Source organism: Bacteroidales bacterium (assembly GCA_012517825.1).
GTDB lineage: Bacteria > Bacteroidota > Bacteroidia > Bacteroidales > JAAYUG01 > JAAYUG01.
In genome coordinates, this window is the sequence record JAAYUG010000007.1 from 24,556 (window position 1) to 40,128 (window position 15,573).

Annotated in this window: 11 protein-coding genes; 3 read left to right on the plus strand and 8 right to left on the minus strand. The window is 46.4% G+C overall.

Translation table 11 applies throughout. The features are described from left to right. The first annotated feature begins 113 nt into the window (after positions 1–113). A complete protein-coding gene (locus tag GX419_00435; protein ID NLI23159.1) occupies positions 114–2,450 on the plus strand; it encodes a TonB-dependent receptor in 2,337 nt (778 codons plus the stop codon). Between the two features lie 2 nt (positions 2,451–2,452). Then, positions 2,453–3,310 (plus strand): DUF4249 domain-containing protein, encoded by an 858-nt coding sequence (locus GX419_00440; protein NLI23160.1) that lies wholly within the window; start codon positions 2,453–2,455, stop codon positions 3,308–3,310. Positions 3,311–3,331: 21 nt separating this feature from the next. Here GX419_00440 and GX419_00445 read toward each other — a convergent pair whose 3' ends face one another. The 6 genes from GX419_00445 to GX419_00470 all read right to left on the minus strand — a co-directional run bounded on the left by GX419_00445 (position 3,332) and on the right by GX419_00470 (position 12,690). Then, complete coding sequence (locus GX419_00445; protein NLI23161.1) at positions 3,332–4,537, minus strand: amidohydrolase family protein; 1,206 nt, start codon at positions 4,535–4,537, stop codon at positions 3,332–3,334. Between the two features lies 1 nt (position 4,538). Then, positions 4,539–5,309, minus strand: coding sequence for a DUF4296 domain-containing protein (locus tag GX419_00450; GenBank protein ID NLI23162.1), 771 nt, complete (start codon positions 5,307–5,309; stop codon positions 4,539–4,541). 162 nt (positions 5,310–5,471) lie between these two features. After that, the gene (locus GX419_00455) at positions 5,472–7,310 is read right to left on the minus strand and encodes a RagB/SusD family nutrient uptake outer membrane protein (protein NLI23163.1); all 1,839 of its coding nucleotides are present in this window, start codon (positions 7,308–7,310) and stop codon (positions 5,472–5,474) included. Positions 7,311–7,321: 11 nt separating this feature from the next. Next, on the minus strand, positions 7,322–10,381 hold the full coding sequence (locus GX419_00460) for a TonB-dependent receptor (GenBank protein NLI23164.1): 3,060 nt from the start codon (positions 10,379–10,381) through the stop codon (positions 7,322–7,324). A 487-nt stretch (positions 10,382–10,868) separates the two neighbouring features. Continuing rightward, positions 10,869–12,071, minus strand: coding sequence for a FecR family protein (locus GX419_00465; GenBank protein ID NLI23165.1), 1,203 nt, complete (start codon positions 12,069–12,071; stop codon positions 10,869–10,871). Positions 12,072–12,132: 61 nt separating this feature from the next. After that, a complete protein-coding gene (locus GX419_00470; protein ID NLI23166.1) occupies positions 12,133–12,690 on the minus strand; it encodes an RNA polymerase sigma-70 factor in 558 nt (185 codons plus the stop codon). A gap of 70 nt (positions 12,691–12,760) precedes the next feature. Here GX419_00470 and GX419_00475 point away from each other — a divergent pair, with 70 nt between their 5' ends. Then, on the plus strand, positions 12,761–13,471 hold the full coding sequence (locus GX419_00475; GenBank protein NLI23167.1) for a hypothetical protein: 711 nt from the start codon (positions 12,761–12,763) through the stop codon (positions 13,469–13,471). On the opposite strand, the gene GX419_00480 is transcribed toward GX419_00475, so the two are convergent. Further along, positions 13,461–13,964: a hypothetical protein gene (locus tag GX419_00480; protein NLI23168.1), complete on the minus strand. Its 504-nt coding sequence runs from the start codon at positions 13,962–13,964 to the stop codon at positions 13,461–13,463. The genes GX419_00475 and GX419_00480 overlap by 11 nt on opposite strands. A gap of 120 nt (positions 13,965–14,084) precedes the next feature. Next, positions 14,085–15,473: an RtcB family protein gene (locus GX419_00485; GenBank protein ID NLI23169.1), complete on the minus strand. Its 1,389-nt coding sequence runs from the start codon at positions 15,471–15,473 to the stop codon at positions 14,085–14,087. Positions 15,474–15,573 lie beyond the last annotated feature (100 nt).

A 15,573-nucleotide genomic window follows, 5' to 3' on the forward strand; every position in this document is an offset into this window, starting at 1 on the left:
TTTCTTAAGCGGTACATTGATTATTTAACTCATTTTTAAAAAATTGACAAAATTTGGTATAGCTTTTGCGAAAACTATGTGACTAATTTTGTTGTTGTATAGAAAAAGTTTTTATGCGTTTCTGGAAACTGGCACTAATGTTCATGTATGTGCTTCCTTTGCCGGGCATGGCGGAAAACAATGAGTTGCTGAAACGGTTTACTGTCAGCGGATACATACGGGATGCGTTAAACGGCGAAGCATTAATAGGCGCCACAGTTTTTGTAAAAGAGCTGAAAACCGGTACCATTGCCAATTCTTTTGGTTTTTATTCCCTCAGCCTTCCGGCAGGAAGCTATACGTTTGAGTTTTCTTATGTTGGTTATACAGCGCAGGTAATTGCGATTGATTTGCAGGCTGACAGGACGGTCAATATTCAGCTTCAGCCTGAACCGAAGGAGCTTGAGGAGGTAGTTGTGACAGCGGAAAAACCGAATGCGAATGTTGCCCGATTAGAGATGAGTTCCAACAGGCTCGACACGAAGACCATCAGGAATGTGCCCGCACTGATGGGGGAGGTAGATTTGCTGAAAGTGGTTCAGATGCTGCCGGGGGTGACGGCTACCAGTGAAGGTACCACCAATTTCAGTGTACGGGGCGGCGGATATGACCAGAATCTTATTCTACTGGATGACGCTCCGGTTTACAACGCGTCCCATCTGATGGGGTTCTTTTCTGTTTTCAATAACGATGCCATCAGGGATGTGAAGCTATACAAGGGAGACATCCCGGCATCGGCCGGAGGAAGGCTTTCGTCGCTTCTCGACGTGCGGATGAAAGAAGGAAATAACCAGAAATTCTCCGGTACAGGGGGCATAGGTTCGGTTTCCAGCCGGCTTACCCTGGAAGGGCCTGTTCTGAAGGACCGCTCCTCGTTCATCATTTCCGGTCGCCGTACTTATCTTGACATATTTACTCCCCTGGCATCTGACAAACAATTGCGCGACAGCAGATTGTATTTTTATGACCTTACCGCCAAAGCCAATGCTGCAGTTAACGACAGGAACCGGATTTTTTTGTCGGCCTATGCTGGGCGTGACTATTTTAAAAACAATTTCGCATCGATGGAATTTGGCAACAAGACCGTGACCGTGAGATGGAATCATCTTTTCTCCCAGCGTTTGTTTGCCAATGCAACGGCTTTGTATTCGCGGTACGACTATGCTCTTGGTTTTCGCTTTATCGAAGGGGTCAATTTTCTCTGGACTTATAACATGGAAGATGTTACAGGCAAACTGGATGCCATCTGGTATCCCAATCCGGAAAACACAGTGCGCTTTGGGATGCAATCTACCTATCATATCCTGAACCCGGGGAGAGTGAGTTCCGGTGATGTTTTCCCTACCTATGTGCTCCCGGCCGCATATTCACTTGAGCATGCGGTGTACATGTCGAATGAGCAAACTATTAGCCGGCGCCTCTCGGCCAAATATGGTCTTCGTTTTTCCTTGTTCCAGAATCTGGGACGAGGTGTGGTTTACCATTTTGATGATCAGTATAATGCCACTGATTCGGTGGTGTATGACGCCGGGAAAATTTTCAATACCTACAGCGGGTTTGAGCCGCGCATCGGTTTAAAGTATGAGCTGAACGATGTTTCCTCGCTCAAGGCAAGTTATTCCCGCACGCGGCAGTACTACCAGATGGCCTCCAATTCGGCAGCCGGCACCCCGCTGGATCTCTGGTTTTCAGCTTCGCCCAACGTTAAACCGCAGGTGGCTGACCAGGTGGCGCTGGGCTATTTCCGCGATTTTATGAAACATAAGGTGCAGGCCTCCTTCGAAATATATTATAAGGCGATGCAAAACACGATTGATTTCCGTGATCATGCCCTTTTATACGGAAACCGTAAACTGGAAGGAGAACTGCGGTTTGGGGAATCCCGGGCATACGGCGCCGAATGGATGGTTCAGGTACCGGAAGGAAGGCTGAATGGCTGGATAAGCTATACATTTTCGCATACCGAACGTACCATTCCGGCCATCAATAACGGAAAAACCTACCTGGCGCCTTATGACAAACCGCATACCGTGTATATTGTGCTCAACTACGAGCTTTCGCGGAGGATAACAATCGGGTCTTCCTGGATATATGGCACGGGTGCTCCCACCACTTTTCCGGTAGGAAGGGCTTCCTTTGGCAATATAATTTATCCGATCTATTCGGAGAGAAATTCTTACCGGCTGCCCGATTACCACAGACTGGATTTATCAGTCACCCTGAAGGGGAAAGAACATCCCAAACACTTCTGGCAGGGGGAATGGAATCTGTCGGTTTACAACGCCTACGCGAGAAAAAACACCTGGGCGATACAGTTTATTGAGGATGATAAAACTCCCAATGGAACCTATGCCCAGAAGATTTATCTGTTTTCGGTTGTGCCGGCTTTGACGTATAACTTCAGATTCTGATTATGAAGAGAACAGTGAAATTAACCGGGGGATTTGCCGCAGCAATTGTTCTGCTGACGTATTGTACGGAACGGATCAATATTGATCTTCCTTCGACCTATACGCGACTGGTGGTTGAAGGGTATTTTACCACGGATACCATGGCACATACAGTAAAACTTTCACGCAGTGCTGATTATTTCTATAATAAACCTCTGGAGCCGGTTTCCGGAGCTCTGGTAACCATTGCTGACGGAAACATTACGTATTTGCTGAAAGAAGATCCGGATTCAGCCGGATTGTACAAAACCGAACCGGATGTTTTCGCGGTACAGGGTCACACCTATACACTGCACATATCCAATGTGGATATAAACGGAGATGGCACAGCTGAGGAGTATTCAGCCACCGGTCCTGTTCATTACCTGGGATATCCTGATTCCATACAAATTGTTGAACGGGAGATGTTTTACACCAAGGTTTGGGAAATTCGTCTCTTTGCCACCGATCCTGCTGAAACGCGTGACTATTATATGTTCCGCGTTTATAAAAACGGTACATTGCTTCAGGATACGCTCAATGAAGTATTTTTGCTGGATGATGAATATTTCAACGGGGTTTATTCAATGGGTGTGCCGGTGCAGTATCTGGTAGCAAGAAAGCAGGATGAAGTGCCAAAACCTGGCGACAGGATTACTCTGGAAATTGCCAATATCACAAAAGAGTATTTTTTCTTTATTGACCAGGTAATTGATATGAGCAGGGGATCGGGGCCTTTCAGCGGCCAGCCGGCCAATGTTTCAACAAATCTTACCAACGGGGCGATGGGTTTTTTTGCTACCTACCCTGTAAGAAGGGTTTCCAGAATATATAATCCATAAATCCTTTTTACATCTGCGGGGTTAAACCAGCCGCCGGGTTTTTGTCTGATGGGTAATGCGCAGGTTCCGGTGGTCGGAATTTTCCATTAAAACAATGCCTGGTTTTTTACCCGGTTCAAATGAACCAAGCAGGGATTCCATACCAAGGGCTCTGGCCCCGTTATAACAGGCCCATGTGAGGAGTTCCTGCAGGGATATTTCCGGAAAGAATACCGAGAGGGTTTTGAGTTCATCCAGCATGGAAATCCGGTTGTTTGACGCAGGGCTGTCGGTCCCGATGCAGATGGTACAGTTTTTTTTGCGAAGAAGGTCTACCGGAGGCAGGCTGTTTTCAATATAGAGGTTGGCATTGGGACAGAGAACCCAAAACAACTGCTTGTGCAATGACAGGGCAAAATCAATATCCTGTGCGTTTGTAAAGGTATTGTGAACCAGCAGAACACGTGTCACTTCCGTCAGCAGGGGAAGAAAGGCCTGGAGGGAACCTGTCTTCCCGAGAAAGCCTTCTTCGGTCCGTACATGGAGTTTTTTCAGTGTATTTGCCAGATCTCCTTTCCCTGAGCGGAAGAATTCATTTTCCGAAGCGGTTTCCTGGTTATGAATGCTCAGAGGGAAACCTTTTTCAGCGGCAAAGGAAGCTATCAGTGAAAAGAGTTTTACTGATACGGTATATGGGGCATGGGGAGTAACCGACACGGAAGAAAACTCCGGAAAACCTGATGGGTAATTTGTGAACCTGTAAAAGATCTCCATTCCTTTTTCCCATACATTTACACGGGAAGCGGGCAGGTCGAGGAGTTCAATAAAATGATACAGCCGGAGTGGGAGATTGTTTTTTTTTGGTATACCGGCCTCTGTAGTAAGAATATTTCCTGCCGCAGAAACTCCTTCCCGGTACATTTCCAGGATGGTTTTGTCAATTGCTGATGCAATTTCCTCTTCCGGGAGCACAGGGAGGGTGGCCATTCTTGCCAGGAAACGGGGAAGACCGCTGTGCATGGATATCATTTTGCGGCACCAGGAAAACTCCAGATGGGTGTGGGTATTAACAAAACCCGGAACAAGAAATCCGTTATAAAATTCAGTGGAAGCTTTCTCGAATTTTTGCGACGGGAGCGATCCTACCGACAGGATGGTTCCCTGTTCATCCACTTCTACTACCCCGTTTTTAAAAGGGGGTGAAGTAACCGGGAAAACCCACGTTGCTCCGATCCGGCGAATGGGCATATTACTGTTTTTTATTTGTCGGTGCGGCCGGTTTGAAAAGGAGTTTTATATCCTGTATTTCGCAGTGTTTGCTCCATTCTCCGGGAAGAGGATCGGAATGAATAATATATCCGCGTATCCGGGTAAAAAGTGTATCCGTGAGATCAGAAGAAATCGTGTAGTTTTCCCATTTTTCGGTGCGCAGGAAATGTTTGACAGGAAACATTCTGCGAAAGCCGGCAGGTGTTCCGTTGTCGTACCAGAACCAGACCATAGTACGGGGATTCATTGAACCGTCATCGTTGTACAGTTTTGCCCGGAAAAACAGGGTATAGGTTCCCGGACCTTTGACCGGCAGGTCAAATTCTATCATTTCACGGGAACCGTCAGCCGGGAATGACCAGTTTCTTTTACGGTCCCAGAGGTCTGTTCCTTCATCCGGAAGCATAGCCTTTTCTTCTTCCTGGTTCAGCCTGCCTTCTTCCTGGCTCAGGTTTCGCAATACACGTTCGTAAATCTTTTCAAACTTTTCAGGATTACCGGACAGTTCAGCCAGGGTGGAATCGAACAATTCTCTTGAATAATGGTATTTTTTGAGGATATAGTCTGAATAGGTAATGGAATCAACCGAACCGAACCTGCTTCGGATCATGGGAAGGTTCACCATGGCATCCGCCTTATGGATTTCGGTAAGAATTTTAACCATATCACGGTCGGGAATAAGGTGTTTGTTGCTGTTGTCCGAACAGGAAAACAGGAAAATGAAAAGTGCAAACGAAAATTTCCATTTCATGCGGCTAAAGGTAATGAGAAAAAGTAAAAAGAGGGAAATGGCTGAGACAGAAAAAAGTCAGAGGATATCCCGAAACTTTGTGTTTTGATATATACGGAAAAAAAGTTGGCTGGTGTGACAGCCAGCCAACTTATATACGACAAATTAAGTGCAGAACAAATATCAATTATAGCCCGGATTCTGCACAAGGGCTGTATTCTTATTCAGTTCGTCGCGCATAATGGGGAAGAAGTAAGCTTTATTGTCCCAGGCGCGGGCATCACCCGGAGTTTCAATCGGAGTATAAACGGGTGCACTCCAGGTAGTTCCGTCAGGTTTTCTGTAGTTGGTAGGATTCTGATCGGTAACATACCTTACATCAATTCCGTGGGTTTGATGGTATGCCTGAGGACCAATGAGCCAGCGGCGTACGTCCCAGAAACGGTGATCTTCGTAAGCGAGTTCGATACGGCGTTCATGGCGGTAACGCTCACGCAAAGCTGCACCTGTTTCCGTAATGGGAGGCTGGCCGGCTCTTTTCCTTATCAGATTAATATAGTAGCGGGCTTCATCTTCCATACCGGTTTCAATGCAGGCTTCGGCATAGTTCAGCAACACCTCGGCATAACGGATATGACGGAACGGAACATCCTGTTTAACATATTGCGGGTCAATTTCGGGATTGACAAATTTCCGGGTGTAATAATGGGTATAACTTCCGTTCCAGTTTTCGATAGGCCCTTCCCGTGTATCAACACCCGGGACAATCATATCACCGGAAGGATTGTAAACATGGCCTACTTGAATTCTGTCCCAGGGGTCAATAACCTGAACATCGGTTGGACGTTTTCTCCATTTGGCTCCTTCGTAAAGGACAGTTGCATAGAAGCGGGCTTCGCGGTTGGCATAGGGATCAGCTTTCATAGCCGGATCATTCCAGTCGAATTTTGATCCGTCTTTCATTTCATAGTCGTCAACCAGTTCACCCAGAGGGCAGTTATTTCCCCAGTTATGGTATCCGTTCGGGCCGCAATAGAGGGCAGGGTTATATCCATCCCAGTCTTCGTCAGTTTTTGGCGTGAAATACTGCAGGAGGATGTCTTCATTTTCATATCCATAGGAAATGAAGTAATCAGAGATGGTTTTTGCAATGGAATCGCCGGGATTGGGGTCTTCTTTATACAATCCGTAAATGCCGAGATCCATTACAGCCTTGGCGGCATTTCTTGCTGCTGTCCAGCGTGCCTGGCGGTCACCTGAAGGATATCCGAGGAGCTCAGGATGTGCGTACCCGGAAGCATAGGATGACATGTTGGCATGCAGATCGCTGGCTGCATACAGGAGGGTTCTTGCTTTCATCGCAAGGGCCGCGCCTTTGGTTGCCCGGCCTGCCTGAGCTGATGGATATGAAAGGGGCAGATACATGGCGGCTGAGTCAAACTGACTAACGATAAAATTGATACACTCTTCGTATGTATTGCGGGCAACTTCAAAATTATCGTTAAGGCTGTAAGGTTCTGTGATAATCGGAACTCCGCCATAAAGGGCAACCAGATAATGGTATGTATAACCTCTCAGGAAATAGACTTCGCCCATAAGCCGCTGACGGAAGCTTTCATCGTCGAAAGGGGCGTCCTTAATTTTGGAAAAGAAAATATTGCAGGCCCTGACATTTGCATAAAGCGGAGCCCAGCGGTAATGCAGGGTATGAGGTGTTGCCCAGTCAACTTCCCATCCCATCAACCCGTCGGCGGTAATAAGGCTTTTGTTGAAATCGGTTACACCCCAGTCGGGAGTAAAGTTTGATTCATCAACGTAGTCGGAAAGCCGTTCAATGGAAAATGGGAAACCCAGAGCATTCCGGTACATTGTATTGACGAAGGTTTCTATCAGGGCAGGGTCTTTCCAGACGTCGGCATCTGAATAATCAGACAGTGGTTTCAGACTGAGAAAGTCTTTCTGGCAGGATACCATGACGCTGACAAATGCGATCAGTATCGTTATGTGAATTAGCTTTTTCATAGTTCTCGTGCTTAAAAGGTTAATGTCAGTCCAAGATTAACTATCCTCTGGAGCGGATAGGATGTTCCGGCGGTTACTTCCGGGTCGATCAGTTTCACTTTGTCAAGTGTCAGCAGATTGAATCCATTGGCATAGATGCGCAGGGACTGTATACCAAATCTGGTATTGATTTTTGCAGGAAGAGTATATCCGATTTCGAGGTTTTTCAACCGGATATAATCGGTTGGCCTGAGCCAGAAGGTATTAGCCTGGCTTCTCCAGTATTCGTTATCGCGGTTCCATGCGCGGGGATAGGTTATACTTTGATGTTCGGGGGTCCAGCGGTTTTTGGCATATTCTTCATAGAAGTTGCCAATTTCACCGGACTCAGGGTTAATATAAACCACGGCGCCGGCTGCACCCTGGATCAGCATGGACAAATCCCAGTTTTTATATCCCAGGCTGGCAGAAAAACCTCCGACAAACCTTGGCAGGCTGCTTTTTTCATTCATTACGCGGTCAAGACCGTCTATAACTCCGTCGTCATTGACGTCCTTGAAAATAATGTCACCGGGTCGTGCACCTGCCCAGTGCGGATAGGCATCAACAGCTGCCTGGTCTTTGAATACGCCAATAGCTTCATAATATAAGGAAGAACCCATCGGGCGGCCGGTAGATTTCTGGTATTCGGGAATCCCCGGTGTTTCATCCCAGAAGACAATTTTGTTCTTGGCATAACTTCCGTTCAATGAAAGGGTATAACGGAAATCACCGGCAGAACCTCTGTAACCCAGAATGAATTCAAACCCCTTATTGGAAACTTTCCCTATGTTTTCAGGAGGAAGAGACATTCCTGCCGTTGACGGAACCGAAGCATTTCGTCTCCAGAGAATATTGGTGCGGAGGTTATAGAAATAATCGGCTTCCAGTGTCATATGGGTGTCCAGGAAGGTTGCATTGAATCCGATGTTGGACTGATTGGCCACTTCCCAGGTAACATTGGGGTTTGGAACGGCTCTTTCGTACAGAAGCTTGTTGTCGTTGCTCACGCCGAACACATAACTGCGGTTAGCAATGAATTCATATAGTGCCAGGTATTTGTATTCCTGAAGAGCGCCGTCATAATAAATGCGGTCGTTTCCTGTCTGACCCCATGAAGCCCGGAGTTTGAAATCGTCAAAGAAACTGATATAATCTTTCCAGAAGTTTTCTTCGCTGATGCGCCATCCAAGAGATATTCCCGGGAAAAGACCGTATTGTTTTTCGAACATGTAGGAGCCGTCGTAACGGAGAACAAATTCAGCCAAATATTTCTGGGCATAGTCATAATTTACACGGCCGAAGTAGCTTCTGTGGGCACTTTGGGAAGCAGATCCGTTGTTTGACATATACTGGTCGGTGGCACCGGCAAATAACTGGTCAATCAGGCTGGTAACATAATTCTTGCGGAAAGCATTGAACCAGTTGAATATTCCTTTCTGGCTTTCGGTACCGGCCATCACCTTAAAATGGTTGTCTCCTGAAGAGAATTCATAGGTAGCAAACAGGTTATAGGTAATCTGCTGCCCATCTTCTGCCTGCTGTGTCAACTGAGGAGCATCCAGACCTCTTTTCCCTTTGATGAGAACAGGAACACCATTTGCGTCATACGTTTTTCCATCCCATGAATAAAGATACCAGGGTGTTTCAAAGCGCTTCTGATACCGGAAAGCTTTATCGAAGGAGGCATTTCCCTGGACAGAAAGGCCTTTTACCCAGGGTATCCTGACATTCATTCTCAGGTTGCTTTCGAGGATGTACCGTTTATCGCGGTCATATCCGGTAGCATCGGTGGATGTAACAGCCGGATTATCGCCATACTCGATATCGGGGCCCGGCATACCGTTTGGCCAGAAGGCAGGCATCTGGGGTTTTCCGCGCATCAGCATACGGAAAATGGCTCCTGCACTGCGGGTTGGGAAATTCCGGTTTTCCTGCCGGCCTGATACATCGAACGATACGTCAATATTCTGGGAGATTTTTCCGTCGATATTGCTTCGGAAATCCTGCTGGGAATAGTAGGTTGCGCTATGATGGTAATAGCCGTCTTCAAACTTGTTGCCAAGCGAGATAAAATATTTCATGCTTTCGGTACCGCCTGAAATAGAAACGTTTTCATAATTCTGGTTTGACCAGGGTTTAAAAACGGTGTGAAACCAGTCGGTATTCGGATGTCCCCACGGGTCCTTGCCATTACGGAACAGGTCAATATCGTCCTGTGTGTAAACCTGGAACCGACCGTTGGCCGGAGATTTGTAATAAGCGATTTCGTTCAGCATGGTTGCATAGGTAGCAGCGTCGGCCATATCAGGGATGCGGGTAGGCTGGTTGAAACCACCGTTGACATTGATGGTTATTCTGGGTTTTCCTGTCTGACCTCTTTTGGTTGTGATCAGAATTACACCATTGGCGGCCTGGGTACCATAAATGGCGGCTGAAGCATCTTTCAGAACCGTAAAGCTTTCAATATCGGCCGGATCAAGGCGTTCCATATTACGGTGAGGGATACCGTCGATTACAATTAACGGGTCATTGTTTCCCAATGTATTGGCGCCCCGGATGCGGATAACAGCTCCGTCATAGCCCGGTTCCCCGCTCTGGGTTATGGCTACAAGCCCGGGAACCCTGCCAATCAATGTGTTGCTGAAGTTGGTAGAAGGAGACTGCTTGAGTTCATCTCCCTGCACCGAGCTGACAGAACCGGTAAGAGTGACCCTTTTTGTGGTACCGTAACCCACTACCACAACTTCATCGAGTTTTTGTACTTCCTGTTCCAGAGCCACCTCCAGAGTGTTTTTGCCGGCAACCGGTATCTCTGCCGTTACATAGCCGACGAAGGAGAACACCAGTACTGCATCCTGATTGGGCACAGAAATGGTAAATTTTCCGTTGATATCGGATGTAGTGCCAATGGTGGTCCCTTTAATGACAATGTTTACTCCCGGGAGGGGTTCTCCGCTGGAAGCGTCAGTGACTTTCCCTGTGATCACATTCTGCTGCGTGCTTTCGCGGGGAGCAATAACAATCAGGTTGTTTTCAAGCACCCTGTACATGAGGTTCGTACCTGCTGTCAGGTTATTCAGAATGTCACCCACACTCATATCATCGACATTCATTTCCACTTTTTTATTAAGGTCAAGGAATCCGTCGTTGTAAAAGAAACGGATGTCGCTTTGGGATTCAATTTGTTTCAGGACATCCCTGACTGTTTTATTGTGCGCATCAAACGTAAACTTACTTCCCTGGGAAAAAACACTGGTAGCTGTTACGTTAAACGTGAACACGCAGATCAGTAACATTGAAATCCTCATGATTAGAAATATTTTGTTCAGAATACCCGGATAAGAACCCGGGAATGAATCTTTTATTTTCATACTTTTGTAAATGAATTGGTTAAACATTAATGGATGGCATACCCTGCCCGGTATGCCGACATTAAGGCCATTATGAACCGGCATTTCGCCTTGCGAGGTGTCGGTTCTGTTTTTAGGGTGCTTTTGTCATGGGGTGGTTAGTTTTAGGTTAGACATAAAAACAGGTTTATTGGGTATTTTGGCTATTGCTCATCAAAGTGCGGAAGTGGGTTAGACGCTCTTGGTCGGCATAAATCCGTGCTTCTCCCGGTGCAAGGTCGTATTTTATGGGTGCAGTCAGCTGGAGAATTTTCAGCACCTGTTCAAAGGTTTCATTCTGAATGATGCCGGTAAAAGTAAAATTTCTGAGCTCCTGCGCATCAAACGAAATTTTAACATTATATCTTCTTTCCAGACTGACAATAAGGTCATTCAGCGATTCTTTTTCAATGACCCATCGTTTGTCTTTCCATGAAATATAGGGAAGCGGGTTGATTTGTTCATTCAGGCGGATGCTTTTGTAAACCGGAGGAATCAGTTTTTGCTGGTTTGCTGCATCGTCTTTTTCGTTACCGGGTTTTTCTTCCCTTTGAACGGGCAAAGGATCTTTTTCAATTACAACATTTTGATTGGGTGCCAGAATGTAGGCAAACTTCTTTTTATCCGGTTTTGTTCCTTCCACTTTAATTTTTCCTTCCACCAGGGTAGCCGTAATTGTTCGATCGTCAGGATATGCTTTCACGTTAAATGATGTTCCGAAGGCTGTAATACTGATTCCGGAAGTTTTTACAATAAAAGGTTTATTTTTATTGGTAACCACCTGAAAAAACGCTTCACCGCATAATTTTACCTCACGGGAATTCAGATTATAGTCGGGGGCATATTCCAGAATGCTTCCTGCATTGAGCCATACCCTGGTACCGTCGGTCAGTGTTATTTCCGAACGGGTACCATTTGGCACATTTACAGTAAAATGCAAAGGTTGATCTTTTGGCATCATCTCACTGTGTTTTGACAGGAAGAGGAAGACAGAGCCGATCAAAAGAACAATTACAGCAGCGGCGCCGGTGAGCAATATCCGGATTGTGCGTTTGCTTCCTGAAAGAGAACGCACCAGAGAGGAAATGTTACGGGCGGATGGTTGGATTCGGTTTTTCAGTTTGTCCCATTGAGATTCCAGAATTCCGGGATCGGGAGGCTGAGCCAACGCCGCCACCTGCCATGCCTGCTGAGCTTCTGCAAACAGCCGGCGGTATTCCGCATTGTTTCTGACAGAAATAAGGAGAACATTTTCTTCTTCATCTGAAAGAGAACCTGCGAGATATCCTCCTATCAGTTCCTTGATTCTTTCAATATCATTTTCGTTGTTTTCCATGGTTCTTCTCAGCATATAATAAGACAATAAACGGTTCCTGAAAGTCTACAATCAACTAAAAAAACTTTTGAGAAAATTACTCATGCCTCTTTATGCGTGCGGAAAGCTTTTCCAGTGCCCTGGCAAGCTGTGTTTTCACAGTGCTTTCTGAAATTTTAAGGTAGGCGGCAATTTCCTTAATCTTCATCTGTTTAAACCGGCTCAGGTAAAATACTTCACGGCACTGCGAAGGAAGGCTGTCAACGGCATGAAGGATTTCTTTTTCCATTTCTTTACCTTCAAGATTTTCCACTATGGAATTTCCTTTGTCAGTCAGCTCCGTCTGAACCAGGTCATACAGATCGAGGTTCACTTTGCTTCCTCTGGTTTTTTGTTGCCTGAGCAGGTTTAGGCACCTGTTATGGATGCTTTTGACAAGGTATGATTTCAGGGAGAAGTCAATCTGTATGGTGGTACGGTGATTCCAAAGATCGCTGAACAGGTCCATGGCCACTTCTTCGGCATCTTCCTTTACGAGCAGAATGCCATATGCATAGCTGAGAAGCAAAGGGTAATAGGTATCAAAAAGAATCCGGAAAGCATGCAGGTCCCCTTCTTGTATTTTCTCCCATAATTGTTTTTCAAGAGGACTCATATGAAATTAATGAAAATCTTTTGTTAAATTGATCTGAATTTTTCGAAAAAACAAACTCAACATTTCAACCGTGAAGATAAAAACAAACCGGTATTTTTTTATCTCTCTTGTTGCAATTGAATGCCTTCTGGTGACCGGATATGTTTTCGGTTTCTTCTATGGGAATCCGGAAGGGTACCTGCACAAGCTGTTATGTATTGAGGATGAAAATACCATCCAGTCGTGGTTTTCATCCCTTCAGCTGTTTGTTGTCAGCTGGTATTTATTCGGGCTGGCTTTCACATTCGGAAACATCAGCAGCCGGAAATTCTGGGCACTTTTTCTTCTGGCGGCAGGTTTTCTTTTCCTGTCGGCCGATGAGATCATTATGGTGCACGAGACGATTGGTTATGCCATTATGCCGAACGATGTGAGGGCCGGTTCGCGATGGTGGTATTCCGGCATATGGGGATTTATTCTGGGGCCCATATTGTTCGGTTTCCTGGTTTACCTGTTCTGGTCTTTACGGGATTTGTTCAGGGGGAACATGCATCTTTTGTGGAGAAGCCTGGCAGGGGTGGTCATTTTCACAGGCTCTGCCACGGTTATGGATGAACTGGCCAATTTATTTCCTTATAAGAGCAACGGCCAGTTTGTTCAAACGATTCTGGAGGAAGGAGGAGAAATGCTGGGTGTGAGCCTTATACTATGGGCCTTGATGGATCTCTGCGTTAAAAAGAAAATTCCCCTCTTCCCGGTGGGGAAAGGGGAATATGAAGAAGAAAAAGGTATTACAGAATAAGGGTTATGCCGAATTTGCCTCCGGCTGTTGTACTTCCTCCGCCCAGTTCCAGATTCAGCCCGAAATTTTTATTAAGGAAATATCTTCCACCGATCTGGCCGCCCAGACCAACTCCTGTGGCATGGGTACCCGGATAATCCGCAGGAGAGGACCATATATAGAAACCAAGGGTCAGACCGGCATAAAAATCCCACTGGCTGGGAATGTCAAGAAGGGTATTAAAATGGTAATTGCCATTTCCGGCGATTCCAATAATGGAATTAGTATAGTTCACATGATTAATGCGTTCGACATATGACCGGAAAGAACCTTCCAGGCCAACAGTTATATCTCTGTGTACGCCCACATCAAAACCGGCATAAACCGGAAGTCCCCATCCGGAAAGACCGATTCCCAGATTAACCTGTTTGCCTCCTACCGGCATAGGGCATTGTGCCGAAAGGCTTGCCGTTGCCAGGGTTATTACGAAAACCAGAATCAGAATCCGCTTCATATTATAAAGTTTTAAAAGAATGAATCAACAGGGGGCGAAGATAATACAAATCCTTTGTTTTTTTATGTTGTGTTCCGGCTTCGAATTTTGTATTGTGTTTCGTGCTTTGTTTCGGTTTTGTCAGCACATTCTGACGATTTTGGGGCGAAAAATGGCGAGAATATCCACCAGTTCGGCCTGGAGCGACATCACTTCGCCTATATCTTTATACGCTGTAGGGGCTTCGTCAATGTCACCGCCGATTAACTCCACACCATGTTGTTGAAGCATTTCGTAGAGTTCTTTTTTGGTAATCTGGCTTCTGGCCTGGGTTCGCGAGATGCGGCGCCCGGCCCCATGGGATGAGGAATGAAGGGATAGGGGATTTCCTCGCCCTCGGACAAGATACCCGGGAGCAATCATCGTTCCCGGAATAACTCCTGTATCATTTTTTGCGGCGGGTGTAGCACCTTTTCGATGGATAATCACTTCGCGTCCGCTGACAGGATCTTTTTCCTTCCAGGCGAAATTGTGATGGTTTTCGATGCGGAGAATCCATGGTTCGCCGAGTTCTTCTGCAATTCGCCGGTGGATCAATTCATGATTGGCGGCTGCATAATCACCGGCCAGGGTCATGGCTTTCCAGTACTCCTGACCTTCGGCACTCCGGAGATCAAGCCAGGAAAGATTGCCTGCTTCGCCTGTAAGTCCGCATTTTTCTCTGGCAATTCGCGTATAATACCGGGCGATTTCGGCTCCCAGGTTCCTTGAACCCGAATGGGAAAGTATGCCGACATAAAGGCCTGGCGGAACCGGAAGCTGTGACGGGTCGGGAACCTCCACGATCCCAATGTCAACAAAATGGTTCCCGTGGCCGGAAGTACCCAGCTGTTCATACGCCTTGTCTTTCATCTTTTTCAGCAGGGGAATTTCCCTGAATTCTTCCCTGTCCATCACCGGATGTTCCTTGTGCCCTTTAAAGTAATCATCGCCAAAAAAGGTATTCCTGATGAGAATCTTCTTAAAATAGTCATGAGCTTCCGAAAGTTTTTCCGGAGGAATAGCAAAGACGGAAAGGCAAACCCGGCAGCCGATATCCATTCCCACTCCGAACGGAATCACTGCATTTTCGGTTGCCAGTACCCCTCCGATAGGCAATCCATAGCCTGCATGGGCATCGGGCATCAGGGCGCCCGATACAGCGACCGGCAGGCGCACGGCAAGCTCCATTTGCTGAATGGCCTTCGGATCTATATATTCTTTTCCAAAAAGGGTATAAGGTACAGGTTCTTCTCTGAGTTTTTGCGGACGTTCCGGAGCCTTCTTCGCGGCAGGAAAAAGAACCTCTGAAAGCAGGGGATGCTGTTCACGCAGAGAAGGAAAGGCGGTTAATTCCCTTAAGAGTTCAAGTGCTTCCGGCTTCCGGAGCCCAGGGTAATGCTTTTGCAGAATTTTATTAATGAGGGAAGCATCAGCATTCCCTATTCCTGCTTTCTTCAACTCCCTGGCTTTCAACTGAACTTTTTTCATCCGGACAAAATTGATCTTAAATTTCGGATGGAACCCACATGTTTTATAAAATTCTATTTAAAGGTGTTGTGTTTGCAAAACATGTGGTTTCATCGCGCCA

Excerpts from the sequence above, each read along its gene's own strand:
- GX419_00445 (NLI23161.1), bottom strand. The coding sequence starts at position 4,537 with ATGCCCATTCGCCGGATCGGAGCAACGTGGGTTTTCCCGGTTACTTCA.
- GX419_00480 (NLI23168.1), bottom strand. The coding sequence starts at position 13,964 with ATGAAGCGGATTCTGATTCTGGTTTTCGTAATAACCCTGGCAACGGCA.
- GX419_00450 (NLI23162.1), bottom strand. The coding sequence starts at position 5,309 with ATGAAATGGAAATTTTCGTTTGCACTTTTCATTTTCCTGTTTTCCTGT.
- GX419_00455 (NLI23163.1), bottom strand. The coding sequence starts at position 7,310 with ATGAAAAAGCTAATTCACATAACGATACTGATCGCATTTGTCAGCGTC.
- GX419_00460 (NLI23164.1), bottom strand. The coding sequence starts at position 10,381 with ATGTACAGGGTGCTTGAAAACAACCTGATTGTTATTGCTCCCCGCGAA.
- GX419_00435 (NLI23159.1), top strand. The coding sequence starts at position 114 with ATGCGTTTCTGGAAACTGGCACTAATGTTCATGTATGTGCTTCCTTTG.
- GX419_00465 (NLI23165.1), bottom strand. The coding sequence starts at position 12,071 with ATGCTGAGAAGAACCATGGAAAACAACGAAAATGATATTGAAAGAATC.
- GX419_00470 (NLI23166.1), bottom strand. The coding sequence starts at position 12,690 with ATGAGTCCTCTTGAAAAACAATTATGGGAGAAAATACAAGAAGGGGAC.
- GX419_00440 (NLI23160.1), top strand. The coding sequence starts at position 2,453 with ATGAAGAGAACAGTGAAATTAACCGGGGGATTTGCCGCAGCAATTGTT.
- GX419_00485 (NLI23169.1), bottom strand. The coding sequence starts at position 15,473 with ATGAAAAAAGTTCAGTTGAAAGCCAGGGAGTTGAAGAAAGCAGGAATA.